Source organism: Cytobacillus sp. Hm23 (assembly GCF_051842895.1).
Taxonomy (GTDB): domain Bacteria; phylum Bacillota; class Bacilli; order Bacillales; family SM2101; genus Nanhaiella.
In genome coordinates, this window is record NZ_JBPXRQ010000017.1 from 1 (window position 1) to 16,550 (window position 16,550).

Annotated in this window: 12 protein-coding genes; 8 read left to right on the forward strand and 4 right to left on the reverse strand. The window is 34.7% G+C overall.

The window, feature by feature from the left end:
* Positions 1-278 (reverse strand): helix-turn-helix domain-containing protein (locus ACSVDA_RS12690; RefSeq protein ID WP_485883678.1); only part of this gene is annotated, 278 nt, incomplete at its 3' end.
* Positions 279-532: 254 nt separating this feature from the next.
* Positions 533-922: a TIGR04086 family membrane protein gene (locus ACSVDA_RS12695; RefSeq protein ID WP_485883679.1), complete on the reverse strand. Its 390-nt coding sequence runs from the start codon at positions 920-922 to the stop codon at positions 533-535.
* Between the two features lie 400 nt (positions 923-1,322).
* On the opposite strand from ACSVDA_RS12695, the gene ACSVDA_RS12700 reads away from it, so the two are divergent.
* Together ACSVDA_RS12700 and ACSVDA_RS12705 are read left to right on the forward strand one after the other, a co-directional pair.
* Entirely contained in the window at positions 1,323-2,612 is a 1,290-nt protein-coding gene (locus ACSVDA_RS12700; RefSeq protein WP_485883680.1) for an ArsB/NhaD family transporter, read from the forward strand.
* Positions 2,613-2,864: 252 nt separating this feature from the next.
* Positions 2,865-3,407, forward strand: coding sequence for a GNAT family N-acetyltransferase (locus ACSVDA_RS12705; RefSeq protein ID WP_485883681.1), 543 nt, complete (start codon positions 2,865-2,867; stop codon positions 3,405-3,407).
* A 228-nt stretch (positions 3,408-3,635) separates the two neighbouring features.
* Here the strand turns inward: ACSVDA_RS12705 and spoVB are convergent, their stop codons facing one another.
* Positions 3,636-5,201, reverse strand: coding sequence for a stage V sporulation protein B (gene spoVB, locus ACSVDA_RS12710; RefSeq protein WP_485883683.1), 1,566 nt, complete (start codon positions 5,199-5,201; stop codon positions 3,636-3,638).
* 151 nt (positions 5,202-5,352) lie between these two features.
* Here spoVB and ACSVDA_RS12715 point away from each other — a divergent pair, with 151 nt between their 5' ends.
* From ACSVDA_RS12715 to dtd, 6 genes are all read left to right on the forward strand, one after another.
* Positions 5,353-5,652 (forward strand): post-transcriptional regulator, encoded by a 300-nt coding sequence (locus ACSVDA_RS12715; RefSeq protein WP_485883685.1) that lies wholly within the window; start codon positions 5,353-5,355, stop codon positions 5,650-5,652.
* Positions 5,653-5,833: 181 nt separating this feature from the next.
* Positions 5,834-8,065, forward strand: coding sequence for a protein translocase subunit SecDF (gene secDF, locus ACSVDA_RS12720; protein WP_485883686.1), 2,232 nt, complete (start codon positions 5,834-5,836; stop codon positions 8,063-8,065).
* A 394-nt stretch (positions 8,066-8,459) separates the two neighbouring features.
* Entirely contained in the window at positions 8,460-10,817 is a 2,358-nt protein-coding gene (gene recJ / locus ACSVDA_RS12725; protein ID WP_485883688.1) for a single-stranded-DNA-specific exonuclease RecJ, read from the forward strand.
* On the forward strand, positions 10,808-11,320 hold the full coding sequence (locus tag ACSVDA_RS12730; RefSeq protein ID WP_485883690.1) for an adenine phosphoribosyltransferase: 513 nt from the start codon (positions 10,808-10,810) through the stop codon (positions 11,318-11,320). The genes recJ and ACSVDA_RS12730 overlap by 10 nt, the downstream gene beginning before the upstream one ends.
* 573 nt (positions 11,321-11,893) lie before the next feature.
* Positions 11,894-14,095: a RelA/SpoT family protein gene (locus ACSVDA_RS12735; RefSeq protein WP_485883692.1), complete on the forward strand. Its 2,202-nt coding sequence runs from the start codon at positions 11,894-11,896 to the stop codon at positions 14,093-14,095.
* Positions 14,096-14,110: 15 nt separating this feature from the next.
* The gene (gene dtd / locus ACSVDA_RS12740; RefSeq protein WP_485883694.1) at positions 14,111-14,557 is read left to right on the forward strand and encodes a D-aminoacyl-tRNA deacylase; all 447 of its coding nucleotides are present in this window, start codon (positions 14,111-14,113) and stop codon (positions 14,555-14,557) included.
* Positions 14,558-14,603: 46 nt separating this feature from the next.
* Here the strand turns inward: dtd and ACSVDA_RS12745 are convergent, their stop codons facing one another.
* Positions 14,604-16,388 (reverse strand): N-acetylmuramoyl-L-alanine amidase family protein, encoded by a 1,785-nt coding sequence (locus ACSVDA_RS12745; protein WP_485883696.1) that lies wholly within the window; start codon positions 16,386-16,388, stop codon positions 14,604-14,606.
* Positions 16,389-16,550: the final 162 nt, after the last annotated feature.

Consider the following 16,550-nt stretch of genomic DNA (forward strand, 5'->3'; position numbering starts at 1 on the left):
CTCGAAATTTCATATTTACGAACAACCTCACGTTGAGAGTATTCCCCTGACAAATAATCTTTAACTGCAGCTTCCTTTAATTCTTTGGAGTAGTTTTTCCATGTTTTAGAGTCAATTAATCCATCAATTCCACTTTTCTCAAATCGCTCTACCCATTTATAAATAGTATTTTTAGGAATTTGGTACATTGTTGTTAGCTCTTTTAGAGTGAAGTTTTCGTTGTTATATGCCCTCACCACTTCATGTTTAAATTCAATAGAGAAAAATTTATTGGACATAAAAAAGCCCCCTTAAGGTAATCAGATTTTATTTTTTAATCTGTCTACCTTAAGGGGAGCATATCATTATTTAGTCAACCTCTTTTCATTTAGAATAGTTGAACATATACAATATAAGTTCCATCGTTCTAGAAAGAAAAGATAATATAAAAATGCCATTATCAATGTTCTTTTCATAGTTGGAAAAATTAATATGACTCCAAACTTTTTTCTTTACCTCATGTCAAAACCGAGTAATGATCTTCTGTTACACATTAAGTTTCTCTTGTTGGTGAAGAGGAAATATTCACTCCTATTATCCCTCCAAAAATAGAAGTAACTAAAAAGCCAGTGTGGAATAACAACTGCTGTAATGTAAATGGAGAATCGTATCCTAAGTATTGTACGAGGAAAACAATTAAAGTATACACAATACTAGTCATGGCTCCGACTAGCCACCCTTTTTCTTTTCCTTTACCTCCTGAAACGAATCCTCCAATAAAGACAGCGATGAACCCAACAATTGTAATGACCCAAGAAAGAGACAATTCATTTAAGTTAGTAAACCTAAGAAGTAAGGAAAATAACATGCTCATTCCCAAGACAATAATTAAAATTGTTAATACTCCATAGAGTACTGCTCCACTCATTTTTTTTGTTTCCATTTTCACCATTCCCCTTCCATATATAATGAACATTCGACTCCGCTTTTCTTAATGTCCAGCTCCAACGCCTATCCCCTCGTGCTCACTTCACTATTTGATTCCAAGGCGAAAAATGCCTTCAAAAAAATTGTTCCAGTGTTTGTCGGGGATAATCCAAGGCGTCTCCGCTTTTCTTATAGTACGAGCATATTCAGTAAATAAAAAAATAGAATATAAATATTTTTTTGGATAAGCATCATATGATTATAAAGAAGGTGTTCAAAAAGTAGGAGAAAGATAAATAACATAACTGTACTGGAGCTTTATTTACCCATCTATATTCGCTATGAAACATTACAGCTCCTCGTAAAAATTTCTTTTTGAACAAGATATTTAAAGGGGACAAGGAAGGAGAAATGGAATGAGTTCTATGCTTGCTCTCATTATTTTTATTATTTCCTATATCGTCATTATGACTGAAAAGCTAGATCGGACCCTTGTTGCAGGACTTGGGGGAGTAACAATGCTAATAGTGGGGATTTTTGATATTGACGCTGCATTTTTAGAGTATATAGATTGGAATACGATTGCGTTATTGTTTTCCATGATGATTCTCATCTCAATTACGGGTCAAACAGGGGTATTTGAATATGTTGCGATTGTCGTTGCAAAATTAGTAGGTGGGAAGGCGATTCCATTATTAATCGTTATCTCTTTAATAACTGCGGTTGGGTCTGCATTATTAGCTAATGTTACGACGGTATTACTACTAGTTCCAGTCGTCTTAACGTTAACTAAATTACTACATATCCCTGCTGTGCCTTATTTGATTGCAATTATCATATCATCGAATATAGGTGGGACAGCTACATTAATTGGAGATCCACCGAATATTATGATTGGTCAAGCAGTCAAACATTTAACGTTTAATTCTTTTATTATCCATCTCTCTCCAATCGTCTTAGTCATTTTTACATTAATTATTGGTGGTTTAGCTTTAATTTATGGAAAACAATTACATGTTAAAGAAGAATATAGGCAGCGATTAATGGAAATTGATCCTGTTGAATATTTACAAAAAAATGCTACGTTAGTAAAGGCGTTAACTGTTTTATGTATGACGTTTACTGGATTCATTTTGCATCCGTTTTTACATATTGACTTAACTAGCGTGGCATTGGCAGGTGCCCTGTTATTATTATTATTGACCCATAAAGAACACAAACCAGAAGATGTTTTTAAACAGGTAGAATGGGGAACTTTATTTTTTTTCATTGGGTTATTTCTATTAGTAGGTGGGTTAGAAGAGGTAGGTATAATTAATGAAATGGCTAGAGGGATTATGTATTATACAGAAGGAGATTTACCTAAAACAGCCATGTTAATTTTATGGCTAACAGGAATTTTTTCAGGATTTGTAGATAATATCCCATTTGTAGCAGCAATGATTCCAGTTATTGTGGAGTTTCAGGATTATGGAATGACTAATGTTGATCCATTATGGTGGTCGTTAGCGTTAGGAGCTTGTTTAGGAGGAAATGGTACGCTATTGGGGGCATCCTCAAATTTAGTCGTTGCTGGTTTAGCTGCAAAAGCGAAGCAACAAGTGAATTTTCTAGAATTTTTAAAAATAGGGTTTCCAGTTGTTGTAGTGTCACTATTTATTTCATCTATTTATGTTTATTATCGCTATCTAATAGAATTTTTATAAAGCTGGGATACGAACGAAGTTTAGTAAGGCTCCTTTCGTAAATATTGTTGCTAATGTTATCAAATTAGTACGTTGTAGTACAGAAGAAAATTTGCACGAACTATAGTTGTGTACGTGTTTGGTTCTAAGTACGAAAAGGAACAATTAATACGAAAACAGCCATTGCAAATAAGTTTATGGAAATCATCCTTGCAAAAGGATGATTTTTTTAAGGTTTAATGGGATTTTATGTTAAAATAAAAAATAATTTGTATGATAGAAATGAATATAGTAGGAAATGAGGGAGAGATAATGAACATTCGTATTTTGGCTGAGTCTGATGCTCCTATCTATCAAGAATTTCGATTAAAAGCCTTACAAACAAATCCTGAAGCGTTTGGCTCAACATATGAAAGAGAAGTCCAATTTTCAATCGATACCGTTGTAGAGCGAATAAAACCATCTAAAGACAAGTTTGTTTTAGGGTCTTTTGATAATGATGGTTCATTATTTGGAACTGTTACTTTTATTCGTGAAATTAATGTTAAAACTGCTCATAAAGGAAATGTTTTTGGTATGTGTGTAGCTCCTGAGGTAAGAGGGCAAGGTATCGGAAAAGAACTTATGATGGAACTTATAAAAAAGGCAAAAGGGTACGAAGGATTAGAACAAATTAATTTAACCGTAGAACATAATAACAAATATGCTAAAAAGTTATATGAAGCTGTTGGATTTAAAATTTATGGAACAGAGCTTAAATCATTAAAGTTTAATGGTGAATACTTTGATGAAGATTTAATGGTATTTGTTTTATAAACTCTTCAACTACAAATTTGGGTGAATTTAAAATTTTATTACTTAGGATAGAAAAGACCGACTTAACAGAAGTCGGACTTTTTGTGTAAATTGCAATGTGAATTAGTAAGTGTTTCTTTTGCGAAGTCATATATAATTTGCTTTAAGGATAACTCTTCATCAATAAATAGACTCGCTTTCAATGCCGTGGATAACGATTGCTCGACTTTCATTTTTCTACCTTTTAAATTACTTGCCGCTAGTTGTAAATAATTTTCTTAAAATAGGTACCCGAGCGAGCTCATCAGGTTTGATTAAGTTAAAGATAATTAGTAATAGAAAATATGTGAGAGATGTACTAATGATCGCAAATAACGTTTTAAATATTAATGAATCCATAGTTAATAGATAAGAAAATACATAGTGTCCAACAATACCTGAAATGACAATTGTTAAACCTGTTTTTATATAATCCTTTACGTAAAAAGTATAGGAAATGACTTTTAATACTGTTGAAAAATGAAGTAGAGTAACTAGCATCATTGATACGACAATAGCGAGTGCAGCTCCCATTATCCCTATTTCTGGCTGAGTTGCTAAGGCAAATATCGCAGCTAATTTAACGATTGCCCCTATTAAACTATTAATCATAGCGGCTTTTGCCAAATCAAGAGCTTGAAGTGTTGCTTGTAATGGACCTTGAAAATAATGTAAAATAAAAAAAGGAGCCATTAATTTTACATATATTGCTGCATTGCTAGTCCCGTACATAATCTCCATAAGAGGTGTTGCAAAAATATAAAGAACAACTACAGCTAAACCTCCAGTAACAAAAGATAGACGTAATGCTTGCTGTAGCCTATATTCCACGATCTGCATTTTGTTATTTGCAGCAGCCTCACTAATAGCAGGTACTAGTGCAACTTGTAATGAATGAGTAATAAAAGAGGGTAAGAACATTAATGGAAGGGCATATCCTGTTAATTCCCCGTATTGTCTTGTAGCAAGAGATATTGAGAGCCCTGCTATAGCGAGGCTTTGCGCAACGACAATGGGTTCAAAAAACCATGAAATTGAACCAATTAATCTGCTTCCAGTAGTAGGCAGTGCTATTCTCATCAACCCATTAAACGTTTCTTTTCCACCTTTCATTGATTTAAAAAAATGTCTGCGAACTCTTATTCTCTTATTTAGCTTAAACATCGTTATCATATAAATAAGTGAAGCAAATTCGCCTATCACTACAGAAATCATTGCTCCTGCAGCAGCAAATTCAATCCCATAAGGTAAAAAAGCTTTTGTAAAGACTGCTACGAGTGTAATTCGAACGATTTGTTCTATCACCTGTGAAATAGCTGGTGGTTTCATATTCTGCTTCCCTTGAAAATATCCTCTCATAACCGATGACAATGCAACAATTGGAACAATTGGAGAAATCGCTAACAAAGGATAAAGTGTTCTTGAATCGGTTAATAGCGTATTGGAGAGTAATGGGGCAAATCCAATCATTCCACTTGTAAAAATAACGCTCGTAATAAGAGTGATTGACAACGAGATAACTAATATTTTTTTGATTTTTCTTCTGTCACCAACTGCTTCAGCTTCTGCTACGAGCTTTGATATTGCAACAGGAAGTCCAAGCTGGGTTAAATTAATTGTTAGAATTAATGTCGGCACGGCCATCATATATAAGCCGACGCCTTCTTCACCAATCATTCTAGCAATTACTACTCTGTTAATAAATCCTAGAATTCTTGTTATTAAACCAGCTATAACTAGTATAAGCGTACCTTTCAAAAATGTTTGTTTTGTCATCTTGGTCCCTACCTTCTCAAAAAGGGTGATATCATATACAATTAACTATATGCATGTGGGTTGGCCAAGCATGACAAGTATGGGAAAAGAAATACGAGGTTGTTTCATAACATTTAAACGTTTTCTATTTCTAACGTAGGAGTGGATAATATTGAATAATAAATTGGATGTTCTTGAACAATTTAAAGCAATTTGTCAACCTGCTCTAACGAGTAAATTAGAAGAGTTCTGCATGTTTGGTTATGAAGATGTAACTGAGGAGCTGCTATGGGAGTGCTTAAAGAGAAAAAAGTGGAAGCGTGTAAAAGAAGGAAAGAAACTTTACGAAATGGTAAATGATATTTTGACGCTTACGATAAGCGAATATATGAGCTATATAACAATTGAAGCATATAAAGCACCAAATTTATTTAGTGAAGAAGGAAAAGATGTTTTAAATCAACTATTATAGGCGGGTATATCTTTTATTGTGGAACAATGCACATTTAGTATGAAATTGACAGGTAGTTAAATATGTTTCATAATTGTTTTGTTAGCGAAGGTTACCGACACATAAGATATACATTATTAACCCAAAGAATAGTTCTAAGGTGCTTATGCTTTTTTGTTAATTTTAAGGAGGATTTTTAGTTATGGTAAAAAGAGGTCGCATCGTAGCGTTTTTTTTGCTCGTGCTAGTGATTGGCAGCACGATGGGCTATACGCTAAAAGGAATAACCAACGACATTAAGTTAGGTCTTGACCTACAGGGTGGCTTTGAAGTTTTATATGAAGCTATACCTGTACATGAGGATGAAGAAATAACCAACTCAATTTTAGAAAGTACAGCTGCAGCTCTGGACCGACGTGTGAATGTTTTAGGTGTGAGTGAACCTAGTATTCAGATTGAAGGTACAGATCGAATTCGTGTGCAATTAGCAGGTGTTGAGGATCAAAATAAAGCAAGAGAAATCCTATCAACAGGTGCAAAGTTAACGATTAGAGATGTTAATGATAATATCATGCTAGATGGTACAGATTTAGAAGAGGGTGGTGCGAGTTCATCTTTTGATGAAAATGGCGCGCCGATTGTATCCCTTACAATAAAAGATGCAGATAAATTTGGTCAAGTTACTGAACAAATTTTAAATATGGCTCCAAATAATCAATTAGTTATGTGGCTTGATTTTGAAGAAGGTGTAGACTCATTTGAAGAGTTAAAGAACACGAATAGTGACAAAATTTTATCAGTTGCAAATGTAAATGAAGTATTGAATATTAAAAATCCAATGATAACAGGAAACTTTACGGTAACTCAGACGAAAGAGCTTTCTGATTTGTTGAATGCCGGAGCGCTACCAGTTGACCTAAAAGAGATTTATTCTACATCGGTTGGTGCAAAATTCGGTGAACAAGCAATGGAAAAAACGATATTTGCAGGGATTGTCGGAATTGCAATCATCTTTATATTTATGATCAGTTATTATCGTTTTCCTGGATTAATCGCGACCATTACTTTAAGCATCTATATTTTCCTTATTCTGCTCGTTTTTGATTTAATGAATGGTGTTTTAACTTTACCAGGTATCGCTGCGTTAATCCTAGGTGTAGGTATGGCTGTTGATGCAAATATCATTACATATGAGCGAATTAAGGAAGAAATTAAGCTAGGTAAATCGACGATGTCTGCTTTCCGGGCTGGAAACCGCAGGTCGTTATCAACAATTCTAGACGCTAACATAACTACATTGTTGGCAGCAACAGTATTGTTTGTTTATGGGACAAGCTCAGTTAAAGGGTTTGCAACGATGTTAATCGTAAGTATTATCGTCAGCTTTATTACGGCTGTATATGGCTCAAGAATTTTGCTTGGCTTATGGGTGAATAGCCGTTTCTTAAATAAAAAGCCTGGCTATTTTGGTGTTAAGCAAGCTGATATATTAGATATTGCAGAAGTAACAGATGATACAGAATTGTCGACAAAATTTGATAAGGTTGATTTTGTAAAGCATCGGAAGAAATTTTTCCTATTCTCAGGGGCTATGGTCGTAGTTGGAGGGATTCTCCTATTAACAATGAAACTTAATCTCGGCATAGACTTTGAAAGTGGAACGAGGGTAGAAATCGGTGCTAGTCAATCGCTCACAGCGAAAGAAGTAACTGAAGAGCTTGGTCAGATAGGTTTAGTACCAGATGATGAGATCGTACTTTCAGGAACAAATAATGAAATTGCAGTTGCACGCTTTTTAGGAGTACTTGAGCAAGCTAAAATTAATGAACTTAAGTCTCATTTTATTGACAAATACGGTCAAGAGCCTAATGTAAGTACGGTTTCTCCAACTATCGGTAAGGAACTAGCTCGTAATGCATTCATATCTGTATTGATTGCATCTATAGGTATCATCATTTATGTTACCATTCGATTTGAAATGACGATGGCGTTAGCGGCCATTGTAGCATTGTTACACGACTCATTTTTCATTATTGCATTCTTTAGTTTAACTAGACTCGAAGTCGATTTAACATTTATCGCAGCGGTCTTAACGATCGTAGGTTATTCGATTAATGATACGATTGTTACATTTGATCGCATACGTGAAAACTACAAGAAGAACAAGAAAATTAAAACATTTGAGGATCTAGCAGCTGTTGTAAACAAAAGTCTACAACAGACGTTAGCAAGGTCTATTAATACGGTGCTTACTGTAGTTGTTGCTGTAGGTGCATTGTTAATATTCGGAAGTGAATCCATAACAAACTTCTCATTTGCGTTACTGATCGGTTTAGTTGCAGGAACATATTCATCTATGTTTATCGCATCTCAGCTTTGGTTAGTTTGGAAAAGCAAGAAGCTAGGTCTTAGAAATCCTTCAAAACAACTGTAAGAGAACAATTTGAGCTAAATTAAAGTTTTTGCAGAGACTCTTTTCGTATAATTTGTTGCTGTTTTTACCAAATTAAACAGCTGAGAAACAACAAGCAATGCGAAATAACCCTTTGTAATAGCCGTGGTACATGTACTGCGGCTTTTTTTATGTAGGCTCTTTTCGTAAACTTTTTTCTTCATAAAATACAAGAAAAGATGCGACTAAAACTATTTTTTACATGTTTATTTTTTAGTAATAAAAACAACATTCTATATGAAAACAGACTTATGTATTAGAAAAGGTGTAAGGTTAAGACAAGAAATTAATAATGTCTTAGCAGGCAATAGATTGAATTTGAAACACAACTAGCTCTCTAGTATAATAGGGCTTGTTTTAATAAAGGGGAGATAGTATGCTACAGTCTAAAACTCGATGGAAAATAAATGAATGTAATGAAGAACAAGTACAGCAGCTTGCCGGTGCACTAAGTATTACCCCTCTTGTTGCAAAATTACTCATCAATCGTGGCATAGATACTGTTGAAGATGCTCATGCCTTTCTAAATATAGAAAATCAAGAATTTCATGACCCGTTTTTATTAGAAGATATGGATGTTGCTATTGAAAGAATAAAGCAAGCGGTTGAACTTGAAGAAAAGATTCTCATTTTTGGTGACTATGACGCAGATGGTGTAAGTAGTACAGCAGTCCTACTATCAACTCTTAAAGATATGGGAGCTAAAGTAGACTTTTATATACCCAATCGGTTCACAGAAGGATATGGTCCGAACGAGGAAGCTTTTAAATGGGCAAAAGAAGAAGGGTTTTCGCTAATCATAACTGTTGATACTGGAATTGCTGCTTTAAATGAAGCAGCTGTTGCAAGGAAATTAGGGTTAGATTTAATTATAACTGATCATCATGAGCCAGGTCCTGAGCTTCCTGATGCGTTAGCAATTATCCACCCTAAAAAGCCAAATAGCGTATATCCGTGCAAAGAGTTGGCAGGGGTTGGTGTTGCATTTAAAGTGGCCCACGCATTACTTGGCGAGGTACCGACATCACTTTTAGATATTGTCGCCATTGGAACAATTGCAGATTTAGTCCCTCTATCAGGAGAAAATCGTCTAATTGCATATAAAGGAATTAAAAAGCTTCAAGTGACATCTAGAAAAGGAATAAAAGAATTATTGAAAGTTTGTCGTGTTGATGCAAATGAAATTAATGAAGATACAATTGGCTTTGCTATAGCACCAAGACTTAACGCAGTTGGTAGGTTGGATTCAGCTGATCCAGCAGTTCACTTACTTATGACTGATAATGTAGAGGAAGCCGCCCACCTTGCTAATGAAATAGATCTGTTAAATAAGCAACGTCAGCAGCTAGTAAATAAAACAACAGAAGAAGCGATAAAACAAGTTGAAGAACAATACCCTCTAGAGGAAAATGCTGTGCTTATTGTTGCAGATGAAGGTTGGAATTCAGGGATTATCGGTATCGTTGCATCTCGACTTGTAGATAAATTCTACCGTCCAACCATTGTTTTAAGTGTAGATGAAGAAAATGGACTAGCAAAAGGGTCTGCTAGAAGCATCGAAGGTTTTGATTTATTTGCAAATTTATCAAAATGTCGTGATATTTTACCTCATTTTGGTGGTCATCCTATGGCTGCAGGGATGACACTACAGCTTGATGATATTGAAGATTTACGCTACCGTTTAAATGCTATAGCTCAAGATGTTTTAATCGAAGACGAATATGTCCCTATTACCAACATCGATACAACATGTTCAATTGACGAAGTGACGATTTCAACAATTGAGCAAATTGGAAAGTTGGCACCATATGGAATGAACAATCCAAAGCCAAAGTTTTTAATAGATAATGTCAATATTAGCGACATGCGTAAGATTGGGGCTGATCAAGCACACTTGAAAGTAGTGCTTGAAAAAGCTGGGAGTCAATTAGATACAATTGCTTTTAGATTTGGTTATTTGTATGATGATATATCTCCCCTTTCTCGAGTATCTGTCGTAGGAGATTTATCTATTAATGAGTGGAACAATAATCGAAAAGCTCAATTAATGCTGCAAGATATTAGTGTGAATGAGTGGCAACTTTTTGATTATAGGGGTACAAAAGATGTAGAAAAATTGATCGAACTTATTCCATCACATAAACTACAGCTAATCATCTTTAACGAGCAAACGATTGGTAAATTACAACTTAGCAAGTACGAGAATGTTATTTATAAAGTTGAAGCGCACGATGATGTTATCGATATAAGTTCAAAACACGTTATTTTAGTAGACCTACCATCATCGATTGAGCAAATAAGTTTGCTCCAACATGCTGGTTTACCTGAACGAATATACGCATTGTTCCACCATGAACAAGATCATTTTTTTACTACAATACCAACTCGGAAGCATTTTTCTTGGTATTATCGCTTTTTAGTACAAAAAGGCTCTTTCGATTTGAATCGTTACGCTGAAAAGTTAGCTATTCATAAAGGATGGACAAAAGAAACGATAGAATTTATGTCAAAGGTGTTTTTTGAATTAGAATTTGTTAAAATAGACAATGGATTCATTTCTATATCAAATCATACAGAAAAAAGAGATTTGACTGAGTCAATAACGTATCGCTCAAAACAAGCACAGCTTGAACTTGAACGTACATTTTCGTATTCATCATATCAACAATTGAAGCATTGGTTTGATAACAATAATAATAAAGGTTCGCAGGAGGCAGTGAACGAATGGATTTAAAAAAATATGTTACCGTAGTACCAGATTTTCCTAAAGAAGGAATACAATTTAAAGATATCACCACGATTATGGATAAAGGTGAAGTCTATAAATATGCAACAGACCAAATTGTGAAATATGCAAGTGAAAGAAGAATTGATTTAGTAGTTGGACCAGAAGCAAGAGGATTTATTATTGGTTGTCCAGTAGCATATGCTTTAGAAGTAGGGTTTGCACCTGTAAGAAAAGAAGGTAAATTACCTCGTGAAGTGATACAGGTCGATTATGGATTAGAGTATGGAAAAGATGTGCTTACGATTCATAAAGACGCGATAAAGCCAGGACAAAGAGTATTAATAACTGACGACTTATTAGCAACTGGTGGTACAATTGAAGCAACAATCAAACTTGTAGAAGAATTAGGTGGAGTAGTGGCAGGAATTGCCTTTTTAATCGAACTTTCGTATTTAGATGGTCGAGAAAAGATTGATAATTATGATGTTCTTTCATTAATGGAATTTTAAGTTCTTCCACACGCTAAACATAGAATTTAAGAGAGCGCTCATTTTGAAGAGGGCTCTTTTTTAAAGCTTTATCAATTAAATAGGCTCTTTTTAAACTTTGTTGCTATTGTTATCCAATTAGTACAAAAATTAGAGGTTTTATATGGTTAGTCATTGTTGTATAGAAGGAAAGATACCACGAAATCTAGTTATGTATGTGTTTGGTTCTTAGTACGAAAAGCAACAATTAATGCGAAAGAACCCATTAAATAAGATAAATCTATGTCTACATCTTTCATAAATCCCCCCAACGTCACTTCATCATATCGTAAAAAGGTAAAACACCTTCATGGCGATATAATTCTAATGATTGTTGTTTGGGGGTAATGGAGATGCTTGAAATTGTTTTTCAGATGTCTAGCGATTGAGCCTAGGCACGGCTAAAAAGTGGAAGAGCATGCTTTTCGGGAAGAATCATGGATGGTGACATTCTGCCATTATCATGTGTTGGCTCGCTTTTCCGTTTAAACAATACTTTACATCTACTCGAAATTTCATGATAATAAATACAATACTTATTGTAAAGGTGATATCATGGCTAATGAACATGTGTTAACAGCTGAACAGGTAATTGACAAGGCAAGAGCTTACTTGTCACAAGACGATATTGAATTTATCGCAAATGCATATCAGTTTGCGGAGCAAGCTCATCATGATCAATTTCGAAAATCTGGTGAGCCATATATTATTCATCCTATTCAAGTAGCAGGAATACTCGTTGATTTAGAGTTAGATCCTGCAACGATTGCAGCAGGTTTTCTTCACGATGTTATAGAGGATACTGATACTTCCATTGAAAAAATGACAACTGAGTTTGGCAAAGAAGTTGCTATGCTTGTAGATGGTGTAACAAAGCTCGGTAAAATTAAATATAAATCTCATGAACAACAGCAGGCTGAGAATCACCGAAAAATGTTTGTTGCTATGGCAAAGGATATACGCGTAATTTTAATAAAACTAGCAGATCGCTTGCATAATATGCGTACATTAAAGCATTTACCACATGAGAAGCAAATGCGTATATCAAATGAAACTCTTGAAATTTTTGCCCCATTGGCTCATCGCCTTGGAATATCAAAAATAAAATGGGAGCTGGAAGATACTGCGTTACGTTATTTAAACCCTCAGCAATACTATCGTATTGTGAACTTGATGAAGAAAAAACGGGCTGAAAGAGAGCAATACTTAGCTGAAACGATACAGGACTTAAAAACAAAGATAAATGATGTATCGATTAAGTCAGAAATATATGGACGCCCTAAACATATTTACAGCATTTATCGAAAAATGATTCTACAAAATAAACAATTTAATGAAATCTATGATTTATTAGCTTTGAGAATTATTGTAAATAGCATCAAGGATTGTTATGCGGTCTTAGGTATTATTCATACGTGTTGGAAGCCTATGCCAGGCAGATTTAAGGATTATATAGCAATGCCAAAGCCTAATATGTATCAGTCCCTTCATACGACTGTTATAGGCCCAAAAGGTGAGCCTATGGAAGTACAAATACGAACGACTGAAATGCATCAAATTGCAGAATTCGGGATAGCGGCACATTGGTCGTATAAAGAAGGTAAAACTGTTAGTGACAAATCCTCATTTGAAACAAAAATGACTTGGTTCCGGGAAATTTTAGAGTGGCAAAATGATGCAACTAATGCAGAAGAATTTATGGAATCATTAAAAATTGATTTGTTCTCGGATATGGTATATATCTTTACACCAAAGGGTGATGTAATCGAGTTACCATCAGGTTCTGTTCCTATTGATTTTGCTTATCGTATTCATTCAGAAATTGGTAATAAGACAATTGGTGCAAAAGTTAATGGAAAGATGGTAACACTTGATTATAAATTAAGAACAGGTGACATTATTGAAATATTAACGTCGAAGCATTCTTATGGTCCAAGTCAAGACTGGTTAAAGCTTGCTCAAACTTCTCAAGCGAAAAATAAGATTAGACAATTTTTCAAGAAACAGCGACGTGAAGAGCATATTGAAAAAGGACAGGAACTTATTGAGAAAGAAATTAAGAACCTTGAGTTTGAAGTGAAAGAAGTATTATCACCAGAAAATTTAAAAGTTGTTGCTGAAAAGTTCAACTTCAATAATGAAGAAGATATGTATGCAGCTGTTGGATTTAATGGAATTACAGCTGCTCAAGTTGTTACTCGTCTTACTGATAAATGGCGCAAAAAGAAAGATGAAGAACTAGAGAAGAATATTACAGAAGCTGCATCGGAAGTAAGACAAATTCCTATTCCTCAAGCCAAAAAACGTGATGCAGGAGTTCGTGTGCAAGGAATTGACAACTTGCTCATTAGATTATCAAAATGTTGTAATCCTGTACCAGGTGATGAAATTGTTGGCTTTATAACAAAAGGGCGAGGTGTGTCCATACACCGTGCTGACTGTCCCAACATAAATACTGAAGACGCTGAGAAAAGACTTATTCCTGTCGAGTGGGAAGGTCATGCTAAAGAAAGTCGCGAATACAATGTGGAGATTGAGATAACAGGGTTTGATCGCAGAGGTCTGCTCAATGAAGTTCTGCAGGCTGTTAATGAATCAAAAACGAATATTTCATCTGTCACAGGGAAAACAGACCGTAATAAAATGGCTATGATTAATATGGCCATTTTTATAAAAAACATTAGTCATTTACAAAAAGTAGTAGAAAGAATTAAGCAGATTCCTGATGTGTATTCTGTTAGAAGGATCATGAATTAGAGAGGGTATAACGATATGAGAGTAGTCGTGCAACGCGCTAAAAACGGAAAGGTCATCGTAAATGAACAAAAAGTTGGCGAAGTTTCTCATGGGCTTTTATTGCTAGTAGGTATAACTCATGCTGATACAGAAGAAGATGCCAAATATTTAGCTGAAAAAATTGTTAATCTTCGAATTTTTGAAGATGACAATGGAAAAATGAATCTTTCATTATTAGATGTCGGAGGGCAAGTACTTTCTGTATCACAATTTACATTATATGGTGATTGCCGTAAAGGACGGAGACCTAATTTCATGGACGCAGCTAAACCTGATCATGCGAAAGGCATTTATGATATATTTAATAAACAATTAATAAATAATGGTGCTAGTGTTGAGACAGGTCAATTCGGACAAATGATGGATGTTGATTTTGTTAATGATGGGCCAGTGACATTAATCATTGAGAGTGAGAGAGCGTAAATGAAGAGGTTGTCCAGAAAGTCAATGAATGACTTTCTGACAGCCTCTAATTTTTGTTAAAATATTGTGCAAGCCCATAATAGAGTGCATTCCCTATCGCTTCTTGAAAGTGTGTTGAATTGATCATTAATTCTTCTTCGTTATTGCTTAAAAACCCTAATTCGAGAAGGGCTGATGGCTGCTTGTTTTCTCTTAATACATGATAATTGCCAAATCGGGCACTTCGATCATTTAAATTAGTATAGTTAATAAGTTGTTCATGTAAAGATACTGCTAATTGTTTATCTTTTGTTTCGTCATAGAAAAATGAAGTAATGCCACTTACACCTCGATCAGTTGTACTGTCGTAATGTAAACTAATAAAGGCATCAGCATTATAATAATGTGAAATACTTACTCTGTTTCTTAACGATACGTAAATATCTTCTTCTCTAGTTAAAAAGACTGTAGCTCCAGCAGCAGATAGCTTGTCTTCTAAGATGTTTGCAGTCCTAACAGTAATGTTCTTTTCGAGCGAACCTTTTAAACCAGTTGTTCCGCCGTCACGTCCACCATGTCCAGGGTCGATGACGATAATTTTATCCTTTAAATATTGCTCAATGCCATTTTTTTCTATAATGGGTACATTTGTAGATGCTTTGACAATCCAGCCTGCAACATATGCAGTGCTTTCATTAGGTAATTGAATTTTATACCAATCTCCATCAATATCAAGGATTGGATAAGTATCACCTTCATTTGCACGTACGACTATATTTGCAGTCGTAGATGGCTTATCTCGTAAATTTGTACCATTATGTAAAATACGAATAGTATTTTCTTCCTCTTTAAGATCATTTACTGGGTTAGGGTTATCTTGTTCTTCTAAAAGCTTGACGTACCAGCTAGCAACCCAGCCTTCACCTCCGAGCCAATTGATTTTGTACCACTTGTTATTTTCTTCTAATATGAGTATTTCTTCCCCTTGAGGTATATTACCTACAATGTTTCCATCTAATGAATAATCGCTCCTTATGTTAAGTGTCGTTGCTGTTACTACACCTTTTATATTTGTATGTTGTTGCTCCTCTTGTTCCGATTGAGAGCCATCGGTGTCCTCGTTTGGGTTTAATGAGTCCAATTCCTGTCGTTGTTCATTAATAATATTGACAAATGATCGATGAATCCAGCCAGAAGTATTCATGTATGAAATTTCAAGCCAACTTTCTTTTTCGCTTATTATTGCATTCACTTCTCCGTTATGAAGCTGGCCGATAATTTCTGACTCTAAAGAAGGTTCACTTCTAACATTTAAGCTATCCACAGAGATTTGAGCAATGATTTGCGCTTGTTCCATAGGAGTGGATAAATCAGATTCAGATGGTGACAAGTATTGTGAATAGACCCATCCAACTTGATTGGCAAATGAAATTTTTGTCCAATCCCCTTGTTGCTCAATTACATTAGCATAATCACCCTGATTCATGGAACCAATAATTTGAAAATCACTTCCTGGACCTTGTCGTATACGTAGCTCATCTACATTTGCTGTAACTTTTGATGGCGAGCTATATTCTTCTGTAATGAGATTTTGGCTGACCAACCATGAGGCAACCCAACCAGTTTGTTGATTTGGTAATTGAATTTGAATCCAATCGTCTTTTGTTGCTATTAATGTAAAGTGTTCATCCTGTTTAATATTTGTAATGACCTCATATGATAAACCAGGTCCTGTACGTACATTTAATGTTGGAACATTCACTGCTATTGTGTCTGTTACAGCATAAGTAATTTTATTATTAGGTATAAGAATAACAAGAATTAGGACAAATAAACATATCTTCTTGAACAAATAATGTACCTCCTCTATTAGCTTTTTGCCACCTTTACTCTTTCGCTAACTTTTTTATATTTCCTTGTATTTTTAATGAAATATTTTCAGCTAGAAGGGAAAACTACTACTATTACATGGAGAAATATAGATGCAGCAGAAAATGGTATAGAAAGGAAGTTT

Excerpts from the sequence above, each read along its gene's own strand:
- ACSVDA_RS12700 (WP_485883680.1), top strand. The coding sequence starts at position 1,323 with ATGAGTTCTATGCTTGCTCTCATTATTTTTATTATTTCCTATATCGTC.
- secDF (WP_485883686.1), top strand. The coding sequence starts at position 5,834 with ATGGTAAAAAGAGGTCGCATCGTAGCGTTTTTTTTGCTCGTGCTAGTG.
- ACSVDA_RS12735 (WP_485883692.1), top strand. The coding sequence starts at position 11,894 with ATGGCTAATGAACATGTGTTAACAGCTGAACAGGTAATTGACAAGGCA.
- recJ (WP_485883688.1), top strand. The coding sequence starts at position 8,460 with ATGCTACAGTCTAAAACTCGATGGAAAATAAATGAATGTAATGAAGAA.
- dtd (WP_485883694.1), top strand. The coding sequence starts at position 14,111 with ATGAGAGTAGTCGTGCAACGCGCTAAAAACGGAAAGGTCATCGTAAAT.
- ACSVDA_RS12705 (WP_485883681.1), top strand. The coding sequence starts at position 2,865 with ATGATAGAAATGAATATAGTAGGAAATGAGGGAGAGATAATGAACATT.
- ACSVDA_RS12695 (WP_485883679.1), bottom strand. The coding sequence starts at position 922 with ATGGAAACAAAAAAAATGAGTGGAGCAGTACTCTATGGAGTATTAACA.
- ACSVDA_RS12730 (WP_485883690.1), top strand. The coding sequence starts at position 10,808 with ATGGATTTAAAAAAATATGTTACCGTAGTACCAGATTTTCCTAAAGAA.
- spoVB (WP_485883683.1), bottom strand. The coding sequence starts at position 5,201 with ATGACAAAACAAACATTTTTGAAAGGTACGCTTATACTAGTTATAGCT.